Annotated in this window: 27 protein-coding genes; 12 read left to right on the top strand and 15 right to left on the bottom strand. The window is 63.3% G+C overall.

From position 1 onward, the window contains the following. Nucleotides 1–37: 37 nt before the first annotated feature. A complete protein-coding gene (locus ACWGS9_RS12525; RefSeq protein WP_454505539.1) occupies nucleotides 38–223 on the bottom strand; it encodes a hypothetical protein in 186 nt (61 codons plus the stop codon). Between the two features lie 220 nt (nucleotides 224–443). Here ACWGS9_RS12525 and ACWGS9_RS12520 point away from each other — a divergent pair, with 220 nt between their 5' ends. After that, nucleotides 444–1,343, top strand: a complete 900-nt coding sequence (locus tag ACWGS9_RS12520) for a LysR substrate-binding domain-containing protein (RefSeq protein WP_040981895.1) — start codon at nucleotides 444–446, stop codon at nucleotides 1,341–1,343. A 1-nt stretch (nucleotide 1,344) separates the two neighbouring features. Here ACWGS9_RS12520 and ACWGS9_RS12515 read toward each other — a convergent pair whose 3' ends face one another. Together ACWGS9_RS12515 and ACWGS9_RS12510 are read right to left on the bottom strand one after the other, a co-directional pair. Beyond that, nucleotides 1,345–2,307, bottom strand: coding sequence for an alpha/beta hydrolase (locus ACWGS9_RS12515; RefSeq protein ID WP_454505538.1), 963 nt, complete (start codon nucleotides 2,305–2,307; stop codon nucleotides 1,345–1,347). A 312-nt stretch (nucleotides 2,308–2,619) separates the two neighbouring features. Further along, nucleotides 2,620–2,805: a hypothetical protein gene (locus ACWGS9_RS12510; protein ID WP_454505537.1), complete on the bottom strand. Its 186-nt coding sequence runs from the start codon at nucleotides 2,803–2,805 to the stop codon at nucleotides 2,620–2,622. 342 nt (nucleotides 2,806–3,147) lie between these two features. Between ACWGS9_RS12510 and ACWGS9_RS12505 the strand changes: the two genes are divergently transcribed. Continuing rightward, nucleotides 3,148–4,167, top strand: a complete 1,020-nt coding sequence (locus ACWGS9_RS12505; RefSeq protein ID WP_454505536.1) for an acyltransferase family protein — start codon at nucleotides 3,148–3,150, stop codon at nucleotides 4,165–4,167. A 24-nt stretch (nucleotides 4,168–4,191) separates the two neighbouring features. Here ACWGS9_RS12505 and ACWGS9_RS12500 read toward each other — a convergent pair whose 3' ends face one another. Further along, nucleotides 4,192–6,261 carry an ASKHA domain-containing protein gene (locus ACWGS9_RS12500; protein WP_454505535.1) on the bottom strand — a complete coding sequence of 690 codons (2,070 nt, stop codon included), beginning with the start codon at nucleotides 6,259–6,261 and terminating at the stop codon, nucleotides 4,192–4,194. 89 nt (nucleotides 6,262–6,350) lie between these two features. On the opposite strand from ACWGS9_RS12500, the gene ACWGS9_RS12495 reads away from it, so the two are divergent. Further along, a complete protein-coding gene (locus ACWGS9_RS12495; RefSeq protein ID WP_454505534.1) occupies nucleotides 6,351–6,593 on the top strand; it encodes a hypothetical protein in 243 nt (80 codons plus the stop codon). A gap of 79 nt (nucleotides 6,594–6,672) precedes the next feature. Here ACWGS9_RS12495 and ACWGS9_RS12490 read toward each other — a convergent pair whose 3' ends face one another. The 6 genes from ACWGS9_RS12490 to ACWGS9_RS12465 all read right to left on the bottom strand — a co-directional run bounded on the left by ACWGS9_RS12490 (nucleotide 6,673) and on the right by ACWGS9_RS12465 (nucleotide 11,289). Beyond that, on the bottom strand, nucleotides 6,673–7,647 hold the full coding sequence (locus tag ACWGS9_RS12490) for a methyltetrahydrofolate cobalamin methyltransferase (protein ID WP_320213745.1): 975 nt from the start codon (nucleotides 7,645–7,647) through the stop codon (nucleotides 6,673–6,675). 81 nt (nucleotides 7,648–7,728) lie between these two features. After that, the gene (locus ACWGS9_RS12485; protein ID WP_454505533.1) at nucleotides 7,729–8,820 is read right to left on the bottom strand and encodes a methylenetetrahydrofolate reductase; all 1,092 of its coding nucleotides are present in this window, start codon (nucleotides 8,818–8,820) and stop codon (nucleotides 7,729–7,731) included. Beyond that, nucleotides 8,817–9,407 carry a methylenetetrahydrofolate reductase C-terminal domain-containing protein gene (locus ACWGS9_RS12480; RefSeq protein WP_454505532.1) on the bottom strand — a complete coding sequence of 197 codons (591 nt, stop codon included), beginning with the start codon at nucleotides 9,405–9,407 and terminating at the stop codon, nucleotides 8,817–8,819. Before ACWGS9_RS12480 ends, ACWGS9_RS12485 begins: the two co-directional genes overlap by 4 nt. Further along, on the bottom strand, nucleotides 9,400–9,702 hold the full coding sequence (locus ACWGS9_RS12475) for a virulence factor (RefSeq protein ID WP_454505531.1): 303 nt from the start codon (nucleotides 9,700–9,702) through the stop codon (nucleotides 9,400–9,402). The genes ACWGS9_RS12480 and ACWGS9_RS12475 overlap by 8 nt, the downstream gene beginning before the upstream one ends. Before the next feature lie 135 nt (nucleotides 9,703–9,837). After that, on the bottom strand, nucleotides 9,838–10,620 hold the full coding sequence (locus tag ACWGS9_RS12470) for a formyl transferase (protein WP_454505530.1): 783 nt from the start codon (nucleotides 10,618–10,620) through the stop codon (nucleotides 9,838–9,840). Between the two features lie 93 nt (nucleotides 10,621–10,713). After that, nucleotides 10,714–11,289 (bottom strand): DUF4893 domain-containing protein, encoded by a 576-nt coding sequence (locus tag ACWGS9_RS12465; protein WP_454505529.1) that lies wholly within the window; start codon nucleotides 11,287–11,289, stop codon nucleotides 10,714–10,716. A 127-nt stretch (nucleotides 11,290–11,416) separates the two neighbouring features. On the opposite strand from ACWGS9_RS12465, the gene ACWGS9_RS12460 reads away from it, so the two are divergent. Then, the gene (locus ACWGS9_RS12460) at nucleotides 11,417–12,331 is read left to right on the top strand and encodes an NAD-dependent epimerase/dehydratase family protein (protein ID WP_454505528.1); all 915 of its coding nucleotides are present in this window, start codon (nucleotides 11,417–11,419) and stop codon (nucleotides 12,329–12,331) included. 5 nt (nucleotides 12,332–12,336) lie between these two features. Here the strand turns inward: ACWGS9_RS12460 and ACWGS9_RS12455 are convergent, their stop codons facing one another. Then, a complete protein-coding gene (locus ACWGS9_RS12455; RefSeq protein WP_454505527.1) occupies nucleotides 12,337–12,969 on the bottom strand; it encodes a DUF1638 domain-containing protein in 633 nt (210 codons plus the stop codon). 54 nt (nucleotides 12,970–13,023) lie between these two features. Here ACWGS9_RS12455 and ACWGS9_RS12450 point away from each other — a divergent pair, with 54 nt between their 5' ends. Continuing rightward, nucleotides 13,024–13,158: an entericidin A/B family lipoprotein gene (locus ACWGS9_RS12450; RefSeq protein ID WP_036258641.1), complete on the top strand. Its 135-nt coding sequence runs from the start codon at nucleotides 13,024–13,026 to the stop codon at nucleotides 13,156–13,158. An 85-nt stretch (nucleotides 13,159–13,243) separates the two neighbouring features. On the opposite strand, the gene ACWGS9_RS12445 is transcribed toward ACWGS9_RS12450, so the two are convergent. After that, complete coding sequence (locus ACWGS9_RS12445; RefSeq protein ID WP_454505526.1) at nucleotides 13,244–13,942, bottom strand: corrinoid protein; 699 nt, start codon at nucleotides 13,940–13,942, stop codon at nucleotides 13,244–13,246. Between the two features lie 269 nt (nucleotides 13,943–14,211). Here ACWGS9_RS12445 and ACWGS9_RS12440 point away from each other — a divergent pair, with 269 nt between their 5' ends. From ACWGS9_RS12440 to ACWGS9_RS12415, 6 genes are all read left to right on the top strand, one after another. Further along, nucleotides 14,212–15,786: a trimethylamine methyltransferase family protein gene (locus ACWGS9_RS12440; protein WP_454505525.1), complete on the top strand. Its 1,575-nt coding sequence runs from the start codon at nucleotides 14,212–14,214 to the stop codon at nucleotides 15,784–15,786. 89 nt (nucleotides 15,787–15,875) lie between these two features. Beyond that, nucleotides 15,876–16,565 carry a hypothetical protein gene (locus ACWGS9_RS12435; RefSeq protein WP_454505524.1) on the top strand — a complete coding sequence of 230 codons (690 nt, stop codon included), beginning with the start codon at nucleotides 15,876–15,878 and terminating at the stop codon, nucleotides 16,563–16,565. Between the two features lie 104 nt (nucleotides 16,566–16,669). Further along, entirely contained in the window at nucleotides 16,670–17,401 is a 732-nt protein-coding gene (locus ACWGS9_RS12430; protein WP_454505523.1) for a dienelactone hydrolase family protein, read from the top strand. Between the two features lie 182 nt (nucleotides 17,402–17,583). After that, nucleotides 17,584–18,144: an RNA polymerase sigma factor gene (locus ACWGS9_RS12425; RefSeq protein ID WP_454505522.1), complete on the top strand. Its 561-nt coding sequence runs from the start codon at nucleotides 17,584–17,586 to the stop codon at nucleotides 18,142–18,144. Between the two features lie 2 nt (nucleotides 18,145–18,146). Beyond that, on the top strand, nucleotides 18,147–20,318 hold the full coding sequence (locus ACWGS9_RS12420) for a vWA domain-containing protein (RefSeq protein ID WP_454505521.1): 2,172 nt from the start codon (nucleotides 18,147–18,149) through the stop codon (nucleotides 20,316–20,318). A gap of 136 nt (nucleotides 20,319–20,454) precedes the next feature. Then, a complete protein-coding gene (locus tag ACWGS9_RS12415) occupies nucleotides 20,455–20,739 on the top strand; it encodes a hypothetical protein (RefSeq protein ID WP_454505520.1) in 285 nt (94 codons plus the stop codon). A gap of 9 nt (nucleotides 20,740–20,748) precedes the next feature. Here ACWGS9_RS12415 and bmt read toward each other — a convergent pair whose 3' ends face one another. The 3 genes from bmt to ACWGS9_RS12400 form a co-directional block, all read right to left on the bottom strand. Beyond that, nucleotides 20,749–21,771, bottom strand: a complete 1,023-nt coding sequence (gene bmt / locus ACWGS9_RS12410) for a betaine--homocysteine S-methyltransferase (protein ID WP_454505519.1) — start codon at nucleotides 21,769–21,771, stop codon at nucleotides 20,749–20,751. A 58-nt stretch (nucleotides 21,772–21,829) separates the two neighbouring features. Continuing rightward, nucleotides 21,830–22,459: a DUF1989 domain-containing protein gene (locus ACWGS9_RS12405; protein ID WP_454505518.1), complete on the bottom strand. Its 630-nt coding sequence runs from the start codon at nucleotides 22,457–22,459 to the stop codon at nucleotides 21,830–21,832. Between the two features lie 68 nt (nucleotides 22,460–22,527). Beyond that, a complete protein-coding gene (locus ACWGS9_RS12400) occupies nucleotides 22,528–23,385 on the bottom strand; it encodes a helix-turn-helix domain-containing protein (RefSeq protein WP_454505517.1) in 858 nt (285 codons plus the stop codon). Between the two features lie 249 nt (nucleotides 23,386–23,634). Between ACWGS9_RS12400 and ACWGS9_RS12395 the strand changes: the two genes are divergently transcribed. Next, complete coding sequence (locus ACWGS9_RS12395) at nucleotides 23,635–24,636, top strand: fatty acid desaturase (protein WP_454505516.1); 1,002 nt, start codon at nucleotides 23,635–23,637, stop codon at nucleotides 24,634–24,636. The last annotated feature ends 45 nt before the right edge of the window (nucleotides 24,637–24,681 follow it).

Raw genomic sequence — 24,681 nt, 5'->3', positions numbered from 1 at the left:
GACACCGGCAGGCCTTCAGAACTCCTTACACACTTGATTACTTTGCTCCGGCCCAGCTTCCGACGCCGAAGCGCAAGCCGTTCTTGGCATCGGCGGCTTCCGGCCAGCCGATATCCTTTTGCAGTTCGATCGGCAGCGCATGGATGGCGCGTTCGGTCTGGTAGCGGGCGCGGGCCGCGCTGAATTCGGTCGCAAGCCGACCGATGGACGACAGGATAGACATCTTCTTTCTCCTCTATGCGGGCTGGGAGGCGCCCGGCATTGCTTTAAGTCAGGTCTGTTTCAGCTTCATTTCATGTCGATTGCAGGACTATGTCAGGGTCGTTTGTTGGCTGCTTTTGGCAGCATCCTGCATCGATCGAGTTGACTATGCGCCTGGAGTGATGTTCAATCAAACGAAATGGAATGATGGATTGCATCAGAAAAATTGAAGGCAGACCGCCATGAATGCCCCACTCAATCATCCTCTACCGCTGCTTGATCTCGATGTGCTGCGCACCTTCGTGGCGATTGCCGAAACCGGCAGCTTCACCACCGCGGCCAATGCGGTGTTCCGCACGCCGTCGGCCGTCTCCATGCAGATCAAGAAGCTGGAGGACATCCTCGGCCGTTCCGTCTTCGCGCGCGACGCGCGTTCGGTGACGCTGACCACGGATGGCGAGATGCTGCTCGGCTATGCCCGCCGGCTGTTGTCGATCAACCGCGAGGTGGTGTCGAAGTTCATCATCCCCGACATCGTCGGCGTGGTGCGCCTGGGTTCGCCTGACGACTATGGCGAGCGCGTGCTGCCGCATGTGCTGAAGCGCTTCGCGCAGTCGCATCCCTCGATTGCGGTCGACGTCACCATCGACCAGAGCATCAATCTGCGCCGCCGCATGGACGATCGCGCGCTCGACATCACGCTGCTCACCAATTCCTACAAGACAAGCGCGATCGGCGCCGAGGTTCTGCTCACCGAGCCGATTGTCTGGGCCGGCGCCAAGGGCGGCTGCGCGCATCTGCGCGAGCCGTTGCCGGTGTCGCTGTGGGAGGAAGGCTGCGCCTGGCGGGCCGGCGCCCTGGAAGCGCTTGGCCGCGAGGGCCGCAACTACCGCATCGCCTATATGAGCGCCCACACGGCCGGCCAGCGCGCCGCTATCATGGCCGACCTCGCGGTGGCGCCGCTGCCGAAGTCGTTCCTCGGCGACGAGATGGTCTCGCTGGGTGCCAAGGACGGCATGCCGGAGATCGGCACCTACAATCTCGCTATGGTGGTGGCGCCCGACGCCAGCGCGCCGGTGAAGGCCGTCGCCGACCATATCCGCGCGACGTTCGAACTGTTCCGCGAAACCGGTAAGTTCTGAGCTATTCGACGGCCGGTGCGGGGCGGGCTGCGAAAGCGGGTTTTGTCCTGCGCCGCGCACGGGCCCGGCGCGCTGCAGGAACGCTAAGGAAATCGACGATGCTGTCGCGCGCGCGGCGCGTCTCGGGCATCTCGATCAGCGGCCAGACGTGGAACATGCCTTCCTCGTAGACGACGTCGACCTCGACGCCGGCGGCGCGAGCACGTTCGGCGAAAATCAGATTGTCGGGGCTGAGCAGATCGCGCGATCCGGTGAGGAGCAGCGTCTTCGGCAGCACCGAGAGATCGCCGTAGAGTGGGCTGATGTGCCAGTCGGAGCGCTCGAAGCCGGCGCTGTAGAGCCGGATCGCTTCCAGGCCGCCCGGAATGCCGAGCCAGGGGTCGTTGCGTTCCGCCTCGAACACTTCCGGATTGGACAGTGACATGTCGAGGCCGGGCGAGATCAGCACATGGCGCGACGGCGAGGGCAGGCCCTCCTCGGCGGCCATCATGGTCAGCACGACGGCCATGTTGCCGCCGGCGGAATCGCCCATGAAGACGATGTCCTCGGCGTCGGTCCCTTCGAGCATGCGCCGGTAGACGTCGCCGACCATGCCGAACATGTCATGGAAATCATGCTCCGGCGCGATCGGATAGACCGGCACGGTGACGCCGAAGCCGAGTCGCTCCGCCATCTCGGCGATCAGCCCCCAATGATAGGACGTGATCTGAAAGACAAAGGCGCCGCCATGCATGTAAAGGATGCGCCGGCGCTCGCCCGCTTTCGGGGCGATCTCATAGACGGGAAAGCCGTCGATTTCGGTCTCGGCGATGTCCAGCCGTGCCTTGAGCAAGGCCGGCGGATGATGGTCCTCGGTCTTGCGGGCGTAGGCGATCCAGCGCCGCAGGTTTTCGGGACTGGAAAAGGCGTTCTTGCGGCTGTGCCGGAGAACGAACGAAACGAGATGGCTTTTCAAACTGGGCATACGGATACACGGATCCCGGCAGAGCCGACTAAGAGAATTCCCCTGCTCTGCGAAGATCGTACCTCAGTTAAAAATTTCAAGGTTTCGCCGCTGGCACATCGGCGTGATCCGATGGGGCCAAGTCTTTGTTTGCGCAATTCCGGACGGAAGGCTACGGCGAAGCCGCCGAGCCCAACCGCTGCGCGCTTTTCCTGGAATTGCTTTAGCGCCGCTTCGGCAACAGCGTTGCGCGCAATTTGTTGTCGCCGGTCGCCAGGGCCGCGTTCCGGCCCCGGCGCTTGCCGAGCAGCTTGCACTTGTCGGCGAAGGTCATCAGCGCGGCGTACCCAGGAGCAGCTTATGAAGGGCTGCCTGCGGGTCGCTCGGCGGCGAGGCCGGCCAGCCAATGTCCTTCCGGACATGCGCCGGCAGGCTGTTCAGCTGACGGATCGCCTTGTTCTTGGCATGGGCCTGCCTGATGGTCACACCGAAGCGGCTGAGGCTATCGTACATCGACATTTTTTCATCTCCCTTGAAGAGCAGGCAGCGGCTGTTGCATGCATGTCGTTCTCCCAAAACCGCGAAGCACTTTTGGGCGACATGCATGGTCTCCGGCCGCTGCTTGATGTCGGTTAAATGCGTCACGCATGTATCGGATCGATTTCACGAAAACAGCGTTTCGGTTTCCGGATCGCGCGAATCCGGAAACATTTGCATACAAACGAATGAGCGGGCCGTATGCCGGTTTCCATCCGGATAGCCGCCATCAGCGGTTGACAGCGGTGGCCGGCTGCATAGTTATTGTGCAATGCGATGGGGGTTGTGTGCGCTGCAATATGGCGCGATTTGGACCGGAACATCGTGACGAGCATCCACAGTATTCAATATCTGCGGGGCCTCGCCGCATGCGCGGTGGTTTGCTTCCATGTCAGCGAGCAGTTCGGCGGTCCGTTCGACGTCGGAGCAGCCGGCGTGGACATATTCTTTGTCATCAGCGGCTTCATCATGTGGGTGACGACGGCCGGCAGGCCGGCTGCCCCCTGGCGTTTCATGGGGCGCCGCATCACCCGCATCGTGCCTCTGTACTGGATCGTCACGGTCCTGACCGCGGCGGGCATCCTGATCAAGCCGCAGTTTTTCTACGGCCATTTCTTCAGTGTTTCGAATTTCGTGGGCTCGCTGTTCTTCGTGCCGGTGCTGCAGGAGAACGCATTGCATCCCATCGTCATACAGGGTTGGACGCTCTGCTATGAAATGATGTTCTATCTGGTTTTCACCCTGGTCCTGTTCCTCGGGGAGCGCTGGCGGTTCGGCGTCCTTACCGGCGCCCTTGCTGCCATCGTCGCGCTGCATTTCATTGTCCCCGCGGGATATGCGCGTGCCTTCACCGATCCTGTCGTGCTCGAGTTCGCGGCCGGCGTCGTCGTGGCGCGCTTGTGGCTCCAGGGCGCAAGGCTCCCGCTCGGAATAGCGCTGGCGATGGCTGGCGCGGGGTTTCTGCTCCTTGCGGCCAGTCCGCTGTTCGATGCCGATGTGCCCCGCGCCTTGCGCTGGGGGCTTCCGGCCGCACTGATCGTGGTAGGCGCGGTCGTTGCCGAGCGGGCGCGGCCGTTCAAGCCGGCTGCCTTGCCCATCTTTCTCGGCGATGCGTCCTATTCGATCTATCTATGGCATGTCTTGGTCGGCGTCCTGACGACGGGTGTCGTCTTGAGGATCGGAATCCCGGCGGCGTTGCAGCCGGCAGCAATCCTGGCCGTCACGCTTGCGTTCTCGGCGGTGCTCTATCTGGTCGTCGAAAAGCCACTGATCGGACTATTGCACCCGCAGCGCAAAGGCGTCGTGAAGACAAGAGACGTCACGGCTGCGGGAGCCGCGGAATGAACTCGCTACACGCTTGAACTTGGTTTAGTCGCGGCCGCGCCGTGCAGCGCGTTCCTCGCGCGAGCGCCGGCGCGGGGTGGCATCCCCTGCGGTGCCGTCCTCGCTCATCGCCTTGCGCGGCGGCAGCTTCACCGCCGCCGACAGCTTCGGGAACGGGTCGACCTTGTTCGGCAACGCCATGGCGTAGACGAAATGCTCCTGGAATTTTGGCTCGAGCGCCGTCTCGATCTTCTCGATCCTGCTCACCGTTTCCTCGATCTCGCGGCGGTAGCCGCGATTGAGCAGCGCCATGCGGGCGCCGGCGCCGGCGGCGTTGCCGACGGCCGAGACCTTGTCGAGGTCGCAGTCGGGGATCAGGCCGAGCACCATGGCATATTTCGGATCGATGAAGGAGCCGAACGCGCCGGCGAAATGGATGCGGTCGACATGGTCGGTGTGCTGCTTTTCCATCAGCAGCTTGGTGCCGGCATAGAGCGCGGCTTTGGCAAGCTGGATGGCGCGCACGTCGTTCTGGGTGATGGTGATCTTCGGCTCGCCTTCCTTCAGCACGTAGGAGAAGGTGCGGCCGTTGGCGACGATGCGCGGCGAGCGCATGCTGAGCGATCCATCGACGACGCCATCTTCCGAAATGATGCCGGCGAGATACATCTCGGCCACCACTTCAATGATGCCGGAGCCGCAGATGCCGGTGACGCCGGTCGCCTGCACGCTTTCGGCGAAGCCCGGCTGATCCGACCACAGCTCCGAGCCGATGACGCGATACTTCGGCTCCAGCGTTTCGGGGTCGACGCGCACGCGCTCGATGGCGCCGGGTGCCGCGCGCTGGCCGCCGGAGATTTCCGCGCCCTCGAAGGCGGGGCCGGTGGGCGAGGAGGCCGCGACCACGCGAGTTGAGTTGCCGAGCACGATCTCGGCATTGGTGCCGACATCGACGATCAGCATCATCTCGTCCTGCCGATGCGGGCCTTCCGACAAGGTGACGGCGGCGGCATCGGCGCCGACATGGCCGGCGATGCAAGGCAGCATATAGAGGCGCGCGCCCTGATTGAGCTTCAGGCCGATATCGGATGCCTTGATGCGCACCGCGCCGGAAACGGCCAGCGCGAAGGGCGCGCCGCCGAGCTCGGTCGGATCGATGCCGAGGAACAGGTGATGCATGATCGGATTGCCGACGAAGACGGAATCCAGGATGTCGTTGCGCTGAACATTACCTTCCGCGCAGACCTTGTCGACGAGGCCGGAAATGGCCTCGCGCACGGCGACCGTCATGCCTTCGCGGCCGTCCGGGTTCATCATCACATAGGAGACGCGGCTCATCAGATCCTCGCCGAAGCGGATCTGCGGATTGGACGTGCCGGAGGACGCGGCGACGCGGCCGGAGAGCAGCGACACCAGATGCATGGCGATGGTGGTCGAGCCGATGTCGCAGGCAAGGCCGTAAGCTTCGTTCTTCAGGCCGGGCCACAGCGCGATGACGCGCGCGATGTCGCTATCGGCATCCTTGTGGATGGCGGCGGTCGCGGCCCAGTTGCCCTTGCGCAGGATGCCCTGGACCTGCGGCATGAGGTAGAAGTCGAATTCGAGGTTCTTGAGACCCCAGTCCTTCATCAAGGCGATCTTGAGCCGGTCGAGATCGCCGAGCGGCTTGTGCATGTCGGGCTCTTCGATCTCGACATAACACATGCGGATCGCCGTATCGCGGGCGATCACCCTGGTGTCGGCGTCCTTGCGGATGGTCTGCGCGTTGATGACCGTATCCTGCGGCACGTCGATGACAAGGTCGCCGAGGATCTGCGCCGAGCAGGAGAGGCGACGGCGCTCGGGCAGGCCGCGGACACGCTCGTAGCGCTCTTCCTTGGCGCCCTTGGGCGAGATGTGATCGTTGGACGAAACGATCTTGTGCTTGGCGAAATTGCCTTCCTGCACCTCGATCTGGCACCGACCGCAGGTGGCGCGGCCGCCGCACACGCTTTCGACATAGACGCCGAGCTGGCGCGCGGCATCGAGCACCGGCGTGCCAACCGGAAAGCGTCCGCGCTTGCCGGACGGCATGAACAGCACGAGCGGATCGGTGATGTTGGGGGGAGGATTCATGCTGGCACGCGTCTCGATGGCAATTGCCGATGCCGTTTAACGGATCGTTTTACTGTTGGGTGGAGAGTCTGCTGGTCCAGGGGCCAATCATGTCGGATCTGCTGCTCTCCGCCGTTCTCACCGCGTTCACCATGGTGCGCGTGATCAAGGGTTCGTGGCTGCGCAATCCGCAATATCTTGCCACGGGAATTCTCGGCGCGATCGTCGGCGCGCTGGTGCTGCACGCATACTGGCCCGCCTATGACGATGATTTCATCGTCGGCGGGGTGACGGGCATCTTCGGATCGTGGGCGGGAATGGCGTTGTTCGACGCCATATTGGGCATGGCCTGAGCGCAAAGTAGAGCTGTCCGACCGCACCCACGATGCGATCGGATCAGCCTTGTTTGCGGTGCGGCTCACGATTGCGCGCTTATCCCCTGGCCATGCGGGCTTCACGGCCGCCGCGACGACGGCCGCCATTGCCGGCGCCTTCCCCGGGAGCGTTGACCGCCGTCGGCGCCGCGACCGCCTGGCCGCCTTCGGCCGGCTTATAGTCCTTGTAGGTGCGGATCCAGTTGGTGCAGTTCTCGTCGGTGCCGTTGAGCACGTTGGCGCCGCGCACGGCTTCCATTTCCTGCGGACGGACCGGGTTCATGATTGCCGAGGTCATGCCGGCGCCGATCACCATCGGAATGAAGGCGGCGTTGATGCCGTGGCGGTGCGGCAGGCCGAAGGAGATGTTGGAGAGGCCGCAGGTGGTGTTGACCTTGAGCTCCTCACGCAGCCGGCGCAGCAGCGCGAACACCTGACGCCCGGCATCGCCCAGCGCGCCGATCGGCATGACCAGCGGGTCGACGACGACGTCATGCGCCGGAATGCCGAAATCGGCGCAGCGCTCGACAATCTTCTTGGCGACGGCGAAACGGACATCCGGGTCCATCGAAATGCCGGTCTCGTCATTGGAGATGGCGACGACCGGGACGTTGTATTTCTTGACCAGCGGCAGGATGGCCTCGAGCTTTTCTTCCTCGCCGGTGACGGAGTTGACCAGCGGGCGGCCCTTGGCGACCCTTAGTCCGGCCTCGATCGCGGCGCTGACGGAACTATCGATCGACAGCGGCAGATCGACGAGGCCCTGCACGATCTCCAGCGTCTGAACCAGCAGACCCGGCTCCGTCTCATTCGGGTTGACCGAGGTGACGCCGGCATTGACGTCGAGCATGGTGGCGCCGCAGGCCGCCTGCTCCAGCGCGTCCTTGATGACGGTCTCGAAATTGCCGGCAATCATTTCTGCGGCCAGCTTCTTGCGGCCGGTCGGGTTGATGCGTTCGCCGATCACGCAGAAGGGCTGATCGAAGCCGATGACGATTTCTCGGGTCGCCGAGGCGACGATGGTGCGGGTCATGCGATCTCTCCGTCGGGATATAAAGAGTTCTTTATATCGTTATCTGATTTGGTTCAAGCGGATGGGATGCGGGCCGCGCTTTCAGTGCGCGGTCTTCACCATATCCACCTGGGTTTCGGTAATTTCGTCGTGCAGTATGTGGTCGAGCCGCTCGGCAACGATCTGATCGTCGCGGCGGATCTCCCGTTTCCAGGGCTGGCGGCCTTTCAGCACGCCGGATTCATCGACGATCTCGGCGACATATTCTTCCTGGCGATAGGCCATCACATGGATGCCGGCGACGCCAGGGATTTCCTTCACCTCGTTGATGATGTCGATGCAGAGCTGCTTGCCTTCCTTCTTCTGGTCCTGCGCCCCTTCCAGCCGCTTGATTACCGCGTCGGGGATGTGGATGCCCGGCACGTTGGAGCGGATCCACTTTGCCGTCTTGGCGGAAGCGAGCGGACCGACGCCGCAGAGCAGGAAGATCTTTTCGGTGTGGCCGAGGTCGCGGGCCTTCTGCATGAAGGTTTTGAACATCGGCACGTCGAAGCAGTACTGCGTTTGCGCGAACTGCGCGCCGGCGGCGATCTTCTTGCCGAGGTGGATCGGGCGGAAGTCGTAGGGGGGCGCGAACGGGTTGACGGCCGCACCCAGGAAAATCTGAGGCGGCGTCGTCAGCTTGCGGCCGGAGAGGAACTTGCCGTTGTCGCGCATGATACGGCACGTCTCGAGCAGCGACATCGAATCGAGGTCGAAGACCGGCTTGGCGCCGGGCTGGTCGCCGGCCTGCACGCCATCGCCGGTGAGGCAGAGCATATTGGCGACACCCATGGCGGCACCACCCAGGACGTCGCCCTGGATGGCGATGCGATTCTTGTCGCGGCAGGCAATCTGCATGATCGGCGCATAGCCCATGCGGGTGAGCAGCGCGCAGATGCCGACCGACGACATGTGGCAGTTGGCGCCCGAGGCATCGACCGCGTTGATGGCATCGACCCAGCCGTCGAAAATCCTGGCGCGGTTGTAGACATCTTCCGGATCGGCGCTGTCGGGCGGGTTGAGCTCGGTCGTCACCGCGAACTCGCCGCGGCGCAGCACGCGCTCCAGCCGGCCGCGCGACGTGTGGCCGGGCAGGGGATCGAGCGGCAGGTGGATGCCGGCCGGGTTCTCGTCGCGCTGGCGGGCGGTCATGCCGAAGCTCCGGGGTTCTGCGCCGTTTCGCGCGCGGTGGCGGCCTGCGCGGTCACCCGGAGCCAGGCCGAGGTTTCACGCAGCGACTGATCGACCGGCTTCTGCACGGTCAGGATCTTGTCGCCGTTGACCATGTTGCGCGAGCCTTCCCAGGCCTTGACCCAGACGCAAGGCATGTCCGGCTCGACTTCGCAATTGCCGTTGGCGCGCACGCCGCCGCAAGGGCCATTGCGCAGCTGCTTGGGGCAGTTCATCGGGCACGACATGCCGGTGGAGGAGAGCACGCACTGGCCGCACATGCGACAGTCGAACATGAAGCCTTTGACCCGCTTCTCGACGAATTTCACCGGCGCTTCGACGCGGCCGTAGCCGATGCCCTTCCACAAGGGATGCAAGAGCAGGAAAACGTCGGCGAACCTGCTGTAGAACCATTCGAGCAGGCGCGAGTGCCGGATGGACCACAGCCTCACGGCAAAGGTGCGCTGGACGCGCCGCTGCGGCGACACGTCGGCAGGCTTATAGTCGGATTTCGGCGCCGCCTTCTTGACCAAAGTGGCCTGGGTGACCGTCGGCTGCTTGTCAGACATTTTCTTTCCCGCCAGCCTTGACCAGAGCGACCAGCCGCTCGCGGTCATATTTCGTATCGAGTTCCTGATAGGCTTTCTCGACCTCGGCCTCGATGTCGTCGCTGACCGGTACCGGATCGGCTTTGCGCCACTCCGCCAGATAGTCATCGGTACCGCCGGCACCGGTGCGCATGGCGCACATGTCGATCGCCTCGGTGAAGCGCAGCGGCAGTTCGCGCTTGGCGTTTTGCCGGCCCTTCCTGACGATGACCTGGGCGGGGATGTCGCGCCAATAGACGACGATCAGATCGGCCATGAATTCTCAACTCCTCGAAGTGTTGGAGCATTGCCGCAAGCGCTGTTGGACCGCTTGTTATGGGACGACGCGCGCGCCTTCAAAAGCGACGCTGCCGGTGACGCAAAGCGAATGCTGAAATCCGTCGCCGGCTGATTACCAGACGCGCGCCGTCAGACCGGTCCAGAGATAGAACCAGATCGTCGGGTGATACCACTGCTTCGACGGCAAGCCGGGTTCGATCGTTTCCAGCTTGCCGGCCAGCGCGTCGCCGACGGCCTCGACGCAGATATCACGCGAAAATGCCGCCTGGCGCAGTGCGTAGCTGGCGATGGTGTCGCCCGTCTTTGACTTGCCGCGCGCCTGCTTGAGCACGCCGCCGGTGTCGACGCCGGCATCGACGAGATGCACGGTGGTGCCGAAGTTCCCCTGATCGCCGGACGCCAGCGCCCAGTAGCCGCCATTCATGCCGCGATATTTTGGCGCGATGCCGGCGTGGTAGTTGAGCACCGGGCAAGGCATCTTTGCCAGCGTATTCTTCGACAGCAACCTGCAGCCGGCAAGCAGCACAACGCCCGGCTTGATGCTCGTGATTTCCTTCAGGCATTCCGGCCCGTTGGCGGATGGTACATGGACGATCGCCTGGCCTTGCCGTGGCTCGGTGTCGAGCTTCTCCTCGGCAATCAGCCGCTCGGCGTGGCCGGCAAGGAAGCGCTTGCCGAGCCTGGTCAGCACCATGGTGCCGAGCTGGCCGATGGCCGAGATCCAGCCTTGCCGGCGGGCGCGGCCGACGAGCAGGCGCTTTTTGGATTCAGGAGCTTCGAGGACGACGCTGACGGGACCGACGCGATCGATAATCGCATTGACGATGGCCCAGATATGCGGGCCACCCTCGGTGACGACCACGATCGGTCGCGTATTCGATTCCGCCGCCGCCATGGCAAGCACCCGCTCTGAGACCGGGCGGATGCTATCCGGGGCGGGTTAATCCTTGGTGTGCCGAAGGCATTCAGTCACGCGTCAACGTCCTGCTCAGCGCTTGAATTCCATGATGTCGAGTTTCGATTCGTAATAGGGCGCGGGGAGTTCGACGCGCCATTCGGTGGCGCTGTTGCGGAAGGCGTAGCCGACCTGGTCGCTTTCGGGGCCGCTGCCATAGGGCTTGGCCTTGTCGTCATTGACCGAGAACGAGCCGAGATAGATCGAGCGCTTCTCGTCGTCGTCGAAGAAGCGGCCGGTGGTGCGCTGCGAGCCGCTGATCTTGGCAAGCCGCCAGCCTGAACCGTCGTCGGTGACTTTACATTTGAACCAGCCATAGATGACGAGCGGGCTCAAGCCGCCCGCCTTGATAGTGCGACACTTCCAGTCGCCGGTGAGGTCCTTGTCGGAGAAGGCGACGAGAGGTTTGGCGAGCAGTTCATCCAACTGCTTGACCTCGGACGGATCGCCGGTCTTGGCTTCTTCGAGGGCCGCCTTGCGCGTCTCGCCATACTTATCCAGTCGTGCCTTGTCGGCGGTCGTGATCAGCTTCTGCACCTCGCCATCGGCTTGGGCCGGCAAGGTGAGGGCGACGAGGGCGAGGGCGGCAAAAAGCAGGCGAGGGATCATGAAATTTTGTCTCCTCAAATCAATGGCTGGAACAGTTCTTTCTATCGCTGGCGCACAACTTACCGGTTCGCCATCGTCTGTCATCCGTGCTTAACAGCAGCAGCTCGGAAAAATGGTGGTTCGATCGATGCGGATCTTGCTCACGGGATCGTCCGGCTGGCTGGGCAGCGGGCTTGAGCCAAGGCTCAAGGCGCTCGGCCATGACGTCATCGGCCTTGATCCGGTTGCCTCGGCGCGCACGCAGATCGTCGGCTCGATCGCGGATCGCGATCTCGTCCTGAAGACGGTCCGCGACAATCGCATCGAGGCCATCATTCACAGCGGCGCGCTGCACAAGCCGAACATCGAGCACCGCGAAAATGCCGACTTCGTCGCCACGAATGTGCAAGGGACGCTCAACCTGCTCGATGCGGCCGTTGTCTGCGGCGTGCAGCGCTTCGTCTTCACCTCGACGACCTCGCTGATGATCTCGCAGGCGATCCGCGCCGGCTTCCAGGGTGGCGCGCGCAAGGCGGCCTGGCTGACGGAGGAGATGTTACCGGAGCCGCGCAACATCTATGGCGTGACGAAACTCTCAGCCGAGCATCTGTGCCGTCTCTACCATCTCGAGCATGGGCTGCCGGCGGTGGTGCTGCGCACGGCGCGCTTCTTTCCTGAGGCCGACGACATGGCGCATGCGATCGAGCAGTCGGACGCCAACACCAAGGCGAACGAGTTGCTGTTCCGGCGGCTGACGGTAGAGGACGCGGCCGAGGCTCATGTCGCGGCGTTGGAGAAGGCACCGCGGCTCGGTTTCGACACCTTCATCATTTCGGCGCCAACACCATTCCGACCCCAGGATTGCGCTGAGTTGATCGCCGATGCGCCATCGGTCGTGGCGCGCTACTTTCCGGATTATCCGAGGCTCTATGCCGGGAAGAGCTGGACTATGTTCTCCTCGATCGACCGCGTCTACGATCCGTCGCGGGCGAGGGAGCGGCTGGGCTTCGTCTGCAAGACGAGTTTTGCCGATGTGTTGGCGGCGCTCGAAGCGGAGGCGTGACGGCCTCAGGCAGCGCTCTGTGCCGCCCGTGCCAGTTCCACAGTCAGGTCGCCATAGCCGGTCGCGCGGCGCTCATAGGCGAGGCCGAGCATGGCCGCGGCTTTCTCGGCGACCTTGTCGAGCTCCGGATCGTCGGTCTGGGCGAGATAGATCAGCTTCTCGTAGTTCCCAAAATAATCCTTGATCAGCTCGGGATGCCGGTCGAGGCCGAGCGGCTTGATGAAGAAAGCCTCGAACTGGCGGCAAAGGAAGTCGGTCATGTAAAACGACATCATGTCGTCGTCGGCGACCTTCGCGTAGGCGTCCATGCCCTGGTAGAAGGCAAAGCAATGCGGCCCTGCCATGCGCTCGACGCCATGCTTCTCGATAACGCGGTCGAGCAGGCCACCGGTGCCGCAATCGGCATAGCCGACGAAGATGTGCCCGTAGCCTTCCGACTTGGCCTTCTCGATCGCCTTGTCCATGGCCGGCGCAATGCGGTCCGGATAGAAATGGAACTCGGCCGGCAGGCAGGTCAGTTCGAGGTGGTCGAGCTTTAGCTGTTGCTTGACGGCCAAAACTTCGCGCGCAATCATCCCGCAGGCGATGACGAGCAGCCTGTCTGTTTGATTCGGTTTCGTTTTTTGCGTTTTGACCAAGTCGAGCCGGCTTTCGCTGCGGGGGCTTAATATCTGTCGAGGGAGACACCGTCCATGAAACTGCTACGCATTGCGCCGATGGCCATCCTTGCCTGCGCGCTTGCACTCACGGCCTGCGCCAACACCATTCGGGGTGTCGGCAAGGACGTCAAATCGACGGCGAGAGCGGTCAAAGACACTGTCAACTGATCGGCAGCCTCGTCCATCATCTGGGAACAAAAAGGCCGCGCTGCAAGGCGCGGCCTTTCTTATCGGTCCATCCTGATGCCTTGGATCAGGCGGAAGCGCGCACGTTGTGCTTGCGCTTCACGTAGTCCTTGGCGGTCTCGACCGCCACCGCCGCGTCGCGGCAATAGGCGTCGGCACCAACGGCCTTGCCGAATTCTTCGTTCAGCGGCGCACCGCCGACCAGCACGACATAATCGTCGCGGATGCCCTTTTCCTTCATCGTGTCGATCACGACCTTCATGTAGGGCATGGTGGTGGTGAGCAGCGCCGACATGCCGATGATGTCGGGCTGGTGCTGCTCGATCGCGTCGAGGTATTTCTCGACCGCGTTGTTGATGCCGAGGTCGATGACGTCGAAGCCGGCGCCTTCCATCATCATGCCGACGAGGTTCTTGCCGATGTCGTGGATGTCGCCCTTGACGGTGCCGATCACCATCTTGCCCTGCTTCGGCGCGCCGGTGGCGGCGAGCAGCGGGCGCAGTATGAACATGCCGGCCTTCATCGCGTTGGCGGACAAAAGCACTTCGGGCACGAACAGGATGCCGTCGCGGAAATCCTCGCCGACGATGCGCATGCCTTCGACCAGCGCCTCGGTCAGCACCTTGTAAGGCGCCCAGCTGCGCTCGAGCAGGATTCGCGTGCCTTCCTCGATCTCTTCCTTCAGACCGTCATAGAGGTCGTCGTGCATCTGCTGCACAAGTTCCTCGTCGGAAAGCTCGGAAAGGATGATCTCGTCGTCGGACATTTTTCTCGGGCTCCTTGCTGCTCTAATGACTGCGGCAGCCTAAAAATCGATGCGCCAATACCTAACCCGCGAGGGCAAGCTAGCCATAGCTGATTTGCGACTTCCCGCAAAAGGAAAGCGACTGAAAAGTTGGCGCTTTTCTTGTCGATTTTGCGACAGGCGTTGGCGCTGGCGGGCCGTTTCCAATAGGGTGCATGGCTACGATCCGGCAAGAAGCGGCGACGATGGGCCGCCAAGCCAATTCAGGCCAAGTTATAGGAAGAACGATCATGAGCGATAACGCGGCAGTCGAGCAGGAAGCGTCAGGCGGGCGGCGCGGACGCGGCGCCAGCGGCGGCGCGGCGGCACGCCGGGCGGCCCGTTCGGGCGGCGGTCCTGGCACCCAGCTCACCTACATCAAGCGCAAGATCAACGTCTATGAGGTCCTCAACGAGGAAGGCCTGGCGCTGATCGAGAAGAACACCGACACGGTGCTCGAGGAAATCGGCATCATTTTCCGCGACGACGCCGAAGCGCTCGCGCTGTGGAAGGAAGCGGGCGCGGATGTGAAAGGCGAGCGCGTGCATTTCCCGAAAGGGCTCTGCCGCTCGCTCTTGAAGACGGCGCCTTCGATCTACACCCAGCATGCGCGCAACCCGGAGCGTTCGGTGCAGATCGGCGGCAATGCGACGGTGTTCGCGCCGGTCTACGGCCCGCCCTTCGTGCGCGACCTCGACGGCAACCGCCGCTACGCGACGATCGAGGATTTCCAGAATTTCGTGAAGCTCGCCTATATGGCGCCATCGATCCACCATTCGGGCGGCACTGTGTGCGAACCGGTCGACGTGCCGGTCAACAAGCGCCATCTCGACATGATCTATTCGCATATCCGCTATTCCGACAAACCGTTCATGGGCTCGGTCACCGCGCCGGAGCGCGCCGAGGACACGGTGGCGATGGCCAAGCTCGTGTTCGGCGACGATTTCGTCGAAAACAACACGGTGCTGACCAGCCTGATCAATGCCAACTCGCCGATGGTGTTCGACGAGACCATGCTCGGCGCGCTGAAGGTCTATTCGCGCCACAACCAGGCCTGCATCGTCACGCCTTTCATCCTGGCCGGCGCGATGAGCCCGGTGACGGTTGCTGGCACGTTGACGCAGGTGCTGGCGGAAGCGCTTGCCGGTGCCTCGTTCACGCAGTTGATCCGGCCCGGCGCACCGGTGCTGTTCGGCACCTTCGCTTCCTCGATCTCGATGCAGTCGGGCGCGCCGACCTTCGGCACGCCGGAGCCGTCGCTGGTGTCCTATGGCGCCGCCCAGCTCGCGCGCCGGCTCGGTTTGCCGTTCCGCACCGGCGGCTCGCTCTGCGCCTCGAAGGTCCCCGATGCGCAGGCGGCCTATGAAAGCGCCAACACGCTCAACTCGACGATCCTTGCCGGCACCAATTTCGTGCTGCATTCGGCCGGCTGGCTCGAGGGCGGTCTCGCCTCCTGCTACGAAAAATTCATGATGGACATTGACCAGCTCGGCATGCAGCAGAAGTTTGCCGAGGGCGTCGACCTGTCGGAAAACGGCCAGGCGATGGATGCCATCCGCCAGGTCGGTCCGGGCAGCCATTATCTCGGCTGCGACCACACCCAGGCGAATTTCCAGACGGCCTTCTTCCGTTCCAACATCGCCGACAACAATTCCTACGAGCAGTGGCTGGCCGAAGGCGAGAAGACCGCGCCGCAGCGCGCCAACGAGCTTGCCCGCCGCTGGCTGGAAAGCTACGAGGCGCCGCATCTCGATCCGGCCATCGATGAAGCGCTGAAGGATTTCATCGCCAAGAAGAAGGGGTCGATGCCCGACGCCTTCACTTGAAAGGAGCCCGAGTCAGGCCGGGCTAAAGTGGCCGACATCATCCACAAGGAAGTCTGGCGGAGCGCATTCTCCGACCCGGACCGAAAGGGATGATTGTTTCACGCGAGCCGGTCGGGGAGATCGCGACCGCGCTCGCGGCCAACGGCTTGATCCTTCGCGGCGGCTTCAACTTCGGCGACGATGAGATGGCGCCGGACGCAGGGTCCGCTGCACCGGCCAAATCGGCGCTGCTGGTCGGGCAGGCGGGCGCGGCACCCTGGCCGCATTTCCAGCGCTGGCTCGAGAGGCAACCTGCGCGGATAGCCAATCCGCTCGATACCTGGTCGTGCGAAGTGATTGGCGCCGTCGCTCAGGAATTCGGTGCGCGCGCAGTGTCGCCTTCCGACCGGCCGTATCTGCCGTTCCAACAATGGGCGATGCGGGCGGAAGGGCTGAGGCCGTCGCCGCTCGGCGTCCTCATGCACCCGCGATATGGGCTCTGGCATGCCTATCGCGGCGCGTTGCTGTTCGAGGACGAGTTTTCTCTCCCCGAAGCTGATGACGCGATTCATCTCTGTGACGCATGCGTCGAAAAACCCTGCCTGAAATCCTGTCCCGTCGACGCCTATTCCGGACAGGGCTTTGCCCATGAAGCCTGTCTTGGCCATGTCCGCGGTCCTGGCGGTGCGCCTTGCCGGAGCGGCGGCTGCCTCGACCGCAACGCCTGTCCCTATGGCGCTGAGTATCGCTACCCGGCCGATGTCCAGGCTTTCCATATGGCGGCGTTCGCCGCACTGTAGGCATTCTTCCGAACCGCACGGAAACTTGACTGCGGTCGAGTGGTTGCGGCTTGCCCTGGCGGGCGGCGCGGATATCTATCGCCTGGCAATCGGCGGAGCGCGCAATGACGAAGCAGGACATCGAGATCAAGACCCAGGACGGCACAGCGAAGGCACGGCTGTTTCGTCCAGCCGCGCCGGCCAAGGCCGGCGTCATCCTCTACATGGATATTTTCGGTCCGCGTCCGGCGCTCGACCAGATGGCCGAGCGCCTCGCGGGACATGGCTATGCCGTGCTGGTGCCCGATCTCTTCTACCGCTATGCGCCCTATGGCCCGTTCGATCCCAAAACAGCCTTTGCCGAGGAAAAGACCAAGGCGGCGCTGTCGGCGCTGAGCGGCGGCACGACGCAGGCCATGACCATCCGCGACGGCAGCGCCTTCCTCGATGCGCTGGCCGCCGAGGGGATCGCCGGACCTGCTGGCGTTGTCGGCTACTGCATGGGTGGCGCGCGGGCGCTGAACGCGGCGGCGAGCTATCCCGACCGGATCGTTGCCGCGGCAAGCTTCCATGGCGGCAATCTGGCCGGCGACGCCGCCGACAGCCCGCACCGCAGGGCAGCAATGATCAAGGCGCGCGTCTATGTCGGCGTTGCCGGCGTCGATCGCAGCTTCCCACCGGAGCAGTCGGCGCGGCTGGCCGAAGCGCTGCGGGTGGCCGAGGTCGACCATGTCATCGAGAATTACGTCGGCGTCGGCCATGGTTGGTGCGTGAAGGATCACAGCGTTTATGACGAGGTAGGCGCCGAGAGGCACTGGAAGCGGCTGACGGAGTTTTTCAAAGAGACACTGGGATAGTCTTCTCTCGCCGATCGCGGAGAGGTGCACCACGTAGCGCGAGCCTTCGAATATTCGCGCTGTCCCTCATCCGCCCTTCGGGCACCTTCTCCCCGTGAAACGGGGAGAAGGGAGATGCGCCACAAAAAAATCTTTTCATCGCCCCAAGGATTGGTCATTAGCCTTCGTCCAACAGGCAAATGATGGCGATGATGCTGGACGACGGCGAAGCCTCCGATGCCGAACTGATCGGGCGGGCGAGGGGCGGAGACAGAGGGGCTTTCGGCACGTTGCTCGAAAGGCACTATGGCTTCGTCTATCGCGCCGCCTATCGCTGGTGCGGAAAGAAGGCCGATGCCGAGGACATCGCCCAGGATGTCTGCGTGCGGCTCGGCCGCGCGATCCGCGATTATCAGGGCAGCGGCGCCTTCACGACATGGCTTTATGCCATGACGCTGAACGCGGCGCGCGACATGATGCGCAAGCGCGCCCGCGACAACGCCAAGACCGATGCCTATGGCGCCTATGCGTCGATCGGCGGCGAGGCACCTACAGAGGCCGACGATCCGGCCGAGGCGCTGTGGGTGGCGGTGCGGATGCTGCCCGACAAGCAGCGTGATGCGGTGCTGCTGGTCTATGGCGAAGGTCTCAACCACGCCGCCGCGGCGGAGGTGATGGCGATCTCGGAGACGACGGTTTCCTGGCACATCCATGAAGCGAAGAAACGGCTGAAAGTGCTGATGCGTTCAGCCGGGGAAGTGTGACCATGGTCGACGACAACGAACTCGAAAGGCTGCGCGACATCGCGGTACCGGCGCCGGACGGCGAGGCGAAGGCGCGCGCCTTCGCCGCCGCGATGCAGGCCTTCGACCTCGACGAAAAAATTTCGGCTGTCCCCCAAGGAACGGCGGCAGGCCTCCGTCTCACGGAGCGAGCACAAAAGCTCTGGAGAGAAATCATGCAACGGAAACTCATTGCCACGCCGGCCATCACCGCGCTGGTCGCGCTGCCTATCGCCGGCTATGCCGCTTTTGAGATGTTGAAGGAGCAACCGCCGGTCATCGGCGGCAAAGGCACGGTCACCGCGACGCTTGCCGACAAGCCGGCGGCGCAGAAGCCTGCGCCCGAACAACCCGCAATTAACGAGCCGCTGGCAGCGGCGCCCGCCAAGGCGAAGAAGGCCGACACCGACAGTGAGAGGCGGATCGAAGATGAGGCGCAGGTCGCACCTGCGTCGCCGCCGACCTCTGAGCTGAACCAGTCAAACGACCTGGCAAAGCGTGAAGATGGGGCGTTGAAAGATTATGCCAAGCAAGCGCCGGAGGCCGTGCCTGCGCCGCCGCCTGCACCGGCAGAGGTTGACCAACTCGCTGCCGGCGGACGCGCGAATGCCCAGGCGCCGACGACCGCCATGCAGTCCGCCGAGGCGCCGGCTGGAGCCGTCGCCGATTCCAAGCTGATGGTGCAGCCTTCGCCCATGCCTTCCGACCAGATGCAGCCGCAGGAGCAAAACCGCAACCGCATCGAGACCTTCAAGACCAATCCGGTGCATGAAACCGCGCAGGACCCGGTCTCGACCTTCTCGATCGATGTCGACACGGCCTCCTATTCCTTCGTGCGGCGCTCGCTGAAGGAGGGCACTCTGCCCGAGGCCGATACGGTGCGGGTCGAGGAGATGATCAACTACTTCCCCTATGACTGGAAGGGTCCGGACTCGGCGGCGACGCCGTTCAACTCGACCGTCACCGTGATGCCGACGCCGTGGAACGAGCACACAAAGCTCATGCATGTCGCGATCAAGGGTTTCGATGTGAAGCCCGCCGAGCAGCCCAAGGCCAATCTCGTCTTCCTGATCGACGTCTCGGGCTCGATGGACGAGCCGGACAAGCTGCCGCTGCTCAAGTCCGCCTTCCGCTTGCTGGTCGGCAAGCTCAAGGCCGATGACACCGTCTCGATCGTCACCTATGCCGGCAATGCCGGCACGGTGCTGATGCCGACCAAGGCGGCGGAAAAGCAGAAGATCCTCGCCGCCATCGACAATCTGTCGCCCGGCGGCTCGACTGCCGGCGAGGAAGGCATCCGCGAAGCCTACAAGCTTGCGCAGCAGTCCTTCGTCAAGGACGGCGTCAACCGCGTGATGCTCGCCACCGACGGCGACTTCAATGTCGGCCAGACCGACGACGAGGATCTCAAGCGGCTGATCGAGAGCGAGCGCAAGACCGGCGTCTTCCTGTCGGTGTTCGGCTTTGGCCGCGATAATCTGAACGACCAGATGATGCAGACCATCGCCCAGAACGGCAACGGCACGGCCGCCTATATCGACACGCTTGCAGAGGCGCAGAAGGTGCTGGTCGATGATGCGTCCTCGACACTGTTCACCATCGCCAAAGACGTGAAGATCCAGGTCGAGTTCAACCCCGCCGCGGTCTCGGAGTACCGGCTGGTTGGTTATGAGACGCGGGCGCTCAAGCGCGAGGATTTCAACAATGACCGCGTCGATGCCGGCGATATCGGCTCGGGCCATGCGGTGACAGCGGTCTATGAGATCACGCCGAAGGGCAGCGGCGGCGAGCAGGTCGATCCGCTGCGTTACGGCCAGGCCAAGATCGACAATGGCGGTGTCGCCAATGCCGACGAATATGCCTTCGTCAAGATCCGCTACAAGCTGCCGAACGAGGATGTCTCGAAACTGATCACCACGCCGGTGACCGCCGCCAACGAAGTGTCGTCCTTCGACGCAGCCGGCGCCGACCAGCGTTTCTCGGTCGCCGTCGCGGCCTTCGGGCAGAAGCTGCGCGATGAGGATCAGACGGCGAATTTCGGCTACGACCGGATCGCGGAGATCGCAAACGCCGCGCGCGGCGCCGATCCGTTCGGCTACAGGGCGGAGTTCCTGTCGCTGGTGCGACTGGCCTCATCGCTGGACGGCAACAGGTAGAGCGTTGTGAATCGAACCAGGGCCGGCAGGACAAATCCTGCCGGCCCTTCTGCGATCGTTAAATTGCGCGGCTTTTCCGGAATATCATCGCAATGAGCTTCTGTTAGTCAGTGCCGACAGGTTTGAGGGACCGGCGGTGCATATCACGACAATCGGGAACGCGAGTTCGACGGCGGCCAATGCGCCGGTGCGGGGGCCGTCCGCTGCTTCAGCGGAATCCACGCGCATCAGGAATGATGTCGACGCGGCTCGAAACACGGCGCTTTCGGCGCTCAATAACGACCGTTTTCGTGTGATGCTGGAACAGATCACCGATCCGCGCGCATCGGGCGCCCTGATGACGATGGGCGCCGACAGCCAGGACGGCGGCGTTGTCGATTTCAATACGGCGCTGTCGCGCTACACCGAAAACAGCAAATAAGCAGGCCGGTCAGGCGCGGCTGCGCCTGCGTTCGCGGCGGCCTTCGCTGGTTTCGGCAGCGTTTGCCGTCGCCACCTTGTTGCGCATCGGGCCGATGCGCTCGACGATCGTCTCGATGGACGGCCGCGCCGCCTTGGTGTGCGCGTCGAGCGCCTTGCGCATAGCGGCAAGGTGGGCGAACGAGGTGCCGCAGCAGCCGCCGACAATCTTCGCGCCGCCGTCGACCGCAAGCCGCACATAATCGGACATCAGCTCCGGCGTGCCGGAATAATGGATCTCGCTGCCGCGGAATTCCGGAATGCCGCAATTGCCCTTGACGATAACCGTCGCCTCCGGCTTCGCCTCGGTCATATCGAGCAGCGACGCCAGGATATCGGAAGCGCCGACGCCGCAATTGGCGCCGACACCGAGCGGGGCCTGCGACAGTCCGTCGGCGACGGCGTGGATGTCCTTGGGCAGCAGGCCCATCATGGTGCGCCCGGCGGTATCGAAGGAACCGGTATAGGTATAGGGCAGGCCGACGCGGATGGCGGCCTGCGCCGCGGCGCGGATCTCGTCGGGCGCCGACATGGTCTCGATCCAGGCGATTTCGGCGCCGCCGGCCTTGAGACCCTCGATCTGCTCGGCGAAGGCATCGACCGCATCGTCATAGGTCATGGCGCCGAGCGGCACCAGCAGCTCGCCGGTCGGGCCGACGGAGCCGGCGACGATCACCTTGCGGCCGGCCTTGTCGGCGACGGAGCGGGCGATTTCGGCGGCGCGCCTGTTCAGGTCGTGAACGCGGTCCTGCGCGTGGTGCAGCTTGAGTCGGTGGCGGGTGCCGCCGAAGGAATTGGTGAGAATGATATCGGCGCCGGCGTCGACGAAATTCTGATGCAGGCTGGCGATGGTTTCGGGCGAAGTCTCATTGAGCAGCTCGGGCGCTTCGCCGGCCTCCAGACCCATCGCGAACAAATTGGTGCCGGTGGCGCCGTCGGCCAGAAGCACGCCCTTTTCGGCAAGCAGTGCGTCAATCGGGTTGGTCGCGGTCATGGCTTTAGCTTTCGTGTTCCGAATTCAAATAACGATATAAAGAAGTCTTTATGTCCAGTCAACGAGTTTGCGCCCGGGAAGGCCCTGTGCAGCCGGGGGTGATCTCGACCTCGATCTCGGTGCAGGCGTCGCCATTGGTCGGGTGGTGGTCGACCGAGCAGGCGGTGACGACAAGCAAGAGGTCCTGTTCGGCGCGCAACGTCACGTAGCCGCCCGGCGGATTGATCGAGGCCTCGACCACCAAAGTCCCGTCGGGCTGCGGCATGGAGTTCTGGAACAGGTCGACCGGATCGGGCGCGAAGGGGAGTTCGATGCCTTCCGTGCTCAGCGCCTTCATCAGATTGTCGCGGCAGTTCGGGTGGTTGGGCAGGCCGGCCCGTTTGTAGAGCGCGCTGTCGCAGGCCGGGTAGAGCATGTCGTGCGGTCCGGGCGAGGCGTCCTCGATCAGCGTCAGCATGATGTTGCCGGCGGCGCTGTAGAAATGGTCGCCCGGTTTCGGAAACAGCCGCTCGGTGATGTCGCGGGTCTGCGATGTGCTCAGCCAGTCGAGCCCGCCTTCGGTCGAGAAGGCCCAGAGGTCGCAGACCTGCTGGCCCTTGGGATCGACGATGCGGATCAGATCGCCGCGCCCGACGCGCATGGAACGACCCGATTGAGGAGGAACGACGACGTGACGCGGCTCTTGCATGGGTTTCCCTAACGGTGATCGGCGGCCGGGACGTCGGCCGACCGTCAAGATGATGTCGATGCCGGCGATCAGACAGAGCCTGATGGGAAGGACATTGCGGCCAGCTTTTGCGCGAAGCTCGCCGCCTCGTGCGCGTTGATGTCGGCCGCCCGGATCAGATTGTCGAAATGGCTGGTGAGGGTGCGGATCGGCTGGGTTGCGTTCAACACCAGATACATGTCTCCGACATAGATCGCGGCGCGGTAGGGACCGAAAATTGTATAAGGGATCGAATAGCGCATGCGTCCGTCATAGAGAAACAGGCGGAAGGTCGGGTAAAGGTCGTCAAGGAGCGCTGCCATGTGCAGCAGTTGCTGACGGCGGTCGGCTTCGGGAAAACGATCCCAGACGCCGAGACCGCGCGCAAAGATCTCCAAAGTGTGACGCGGCATGCAGACCTCCATGTCGGTCTCCGGCCGGCGGTTGTAGTCGATACGGTACTGCGTTTCGCCGGCTTGTGCTTCACGGCTTTTGTTGGTTATTCCGGCCTCATATTCGACTAGGGCCTCCGTGCGCAAAAGGTCAGGGATGCCTGCCGGCACGTAGCGGATCTTCGTGCCCGCCGCCTCCGCATGCCATTTGGCGAGCAGCGTGCGGTCGAAGCCGTCCGGCGCCTCCTCGATCTCCAGGCTTTCGCGGATTTCGCCGGTGACGCCTTCGTCGTGGCTCAAGCCCAGCAGCCAGTCGAGCGATACCTTGAACTCGGCGGCGATGTTGAGAAGCGTCTCGGCGCGCGGCAGGCGGGTCGAGGCGCCGGAAAGCAGTTGCGACAGCGCCGAGCGGTCGATACCGACGGCCGTCGCGAAGGCCGACTGGTTGAGGTCGGACCGTGTCAAGAGCAATTTCAGCCGCTCCCGGAAGATCGTCGACAGATCGCGCTTGTCCATCAGGTCGCTCCTGCTTGCAGGAGGAAAAATTTTCGTCCGCGCCGTGCTGAACATGGCTCAGGCGTAAATGAATCCCCAAGTTTGTTTACAATATATAACACCTGCAGCCAAATATGCGCAATCGCAACAGTTTGTGCGCTTTGTCGCGTTGCGGCAACGGCAGGCTCCTGACACAATGCTGTCAGGAATCAAGGTGGTTCCGGCGACTGAAAGGCAGTGGTCGATAGCATGGCGAGCATGAATACTGGCATGAACAAGAGGCGTCGCAGCGCACCGGCAATCGAATGGCCGACCGTATTCCTCGCACTCTTCTGCTACGGCACATGGCTCGCCGCCGGCTTCCTCCTCTGGCCATCTTATCCCCTGATCGCGCTGATCGCCCTGGGGCTGATCCTGGCGCTGCAATCCTCGCTGATGCATGAGGTTCTGCACGGCCATCCGACCCGCAGCGCCCGCGTCAACGAAGCCTTCGTTTTTCTGCCTATCGGCATGGTCTGGCCATTCCGCCGCTTCAAGACAATTCACCTTCGCCATCACGCCGACGAGCGTCTGACCGATCCGCTCGACGATCCGGAAAGCTACTACCAGGCGCTCTGGATGCATGAGGACCTGCCGCCGGCGATGAAGTTCCTGCTCAAGATCAACAACACCATGGTCGGCCGCTTCATCCTCGGTCCTTGGCTGTCGTCGGTCGGCTTCTTCATCGACGACGCCAAGCAGATCGCCGCCGGCGACAAGGCTATCCGCAAGGCCTGGCTGCTGCACGCCATCGGCATCGCTGTCGTGGCGCCGGTCGTGACCTTCGGCTTCGGCATCCCGCTCTGGCTCTATGTGCTGGTGCCGGTCTGGCTCGGACAGTCGCTGATTTCGGTGCGCACCTATGCCGAGCACCAGTGGTCCGAACATCCGGAAGGGCGCACCATCATCGTCGAACGCTCGCCGCTGTCGTTCCTGTTCCTCAACAACAACCTGCATTTCGTGCATCACAAGAGCCCGACGGTTGCCTGGTACAGACTGCCGAAGCTGTTTCGCGACCGCCGCGAGGAATGGCTGCGGATGAACAACGGCTATGTCTATCCGAACTATCTGTCGCTGATCAAATCCTTCGCCTTCAAGGCCAAGGAGCCGGTCATCCATCCGGTATTGCGCCGCTCGCCCGAACCTGGCCGTGCTTTCAAGCCGCGCGTCAGGGCGCGCAATGTCAACGGGCTTGGAACGGCCCCGGTTCCGGCTGAGCCGCCGAAGGAGTAATCTCGACTTTCCGCGATCGCTTTTTTCGCGGCGGAACGCAGGCGC

The organism is Mesorhizobium sp. Arg314 (assembly GCF_053714275.1).
Note: the sequence above shows the minus strand (reverse complement) of the source record. Positions and strands in the feature narration are given on the sequence as shown.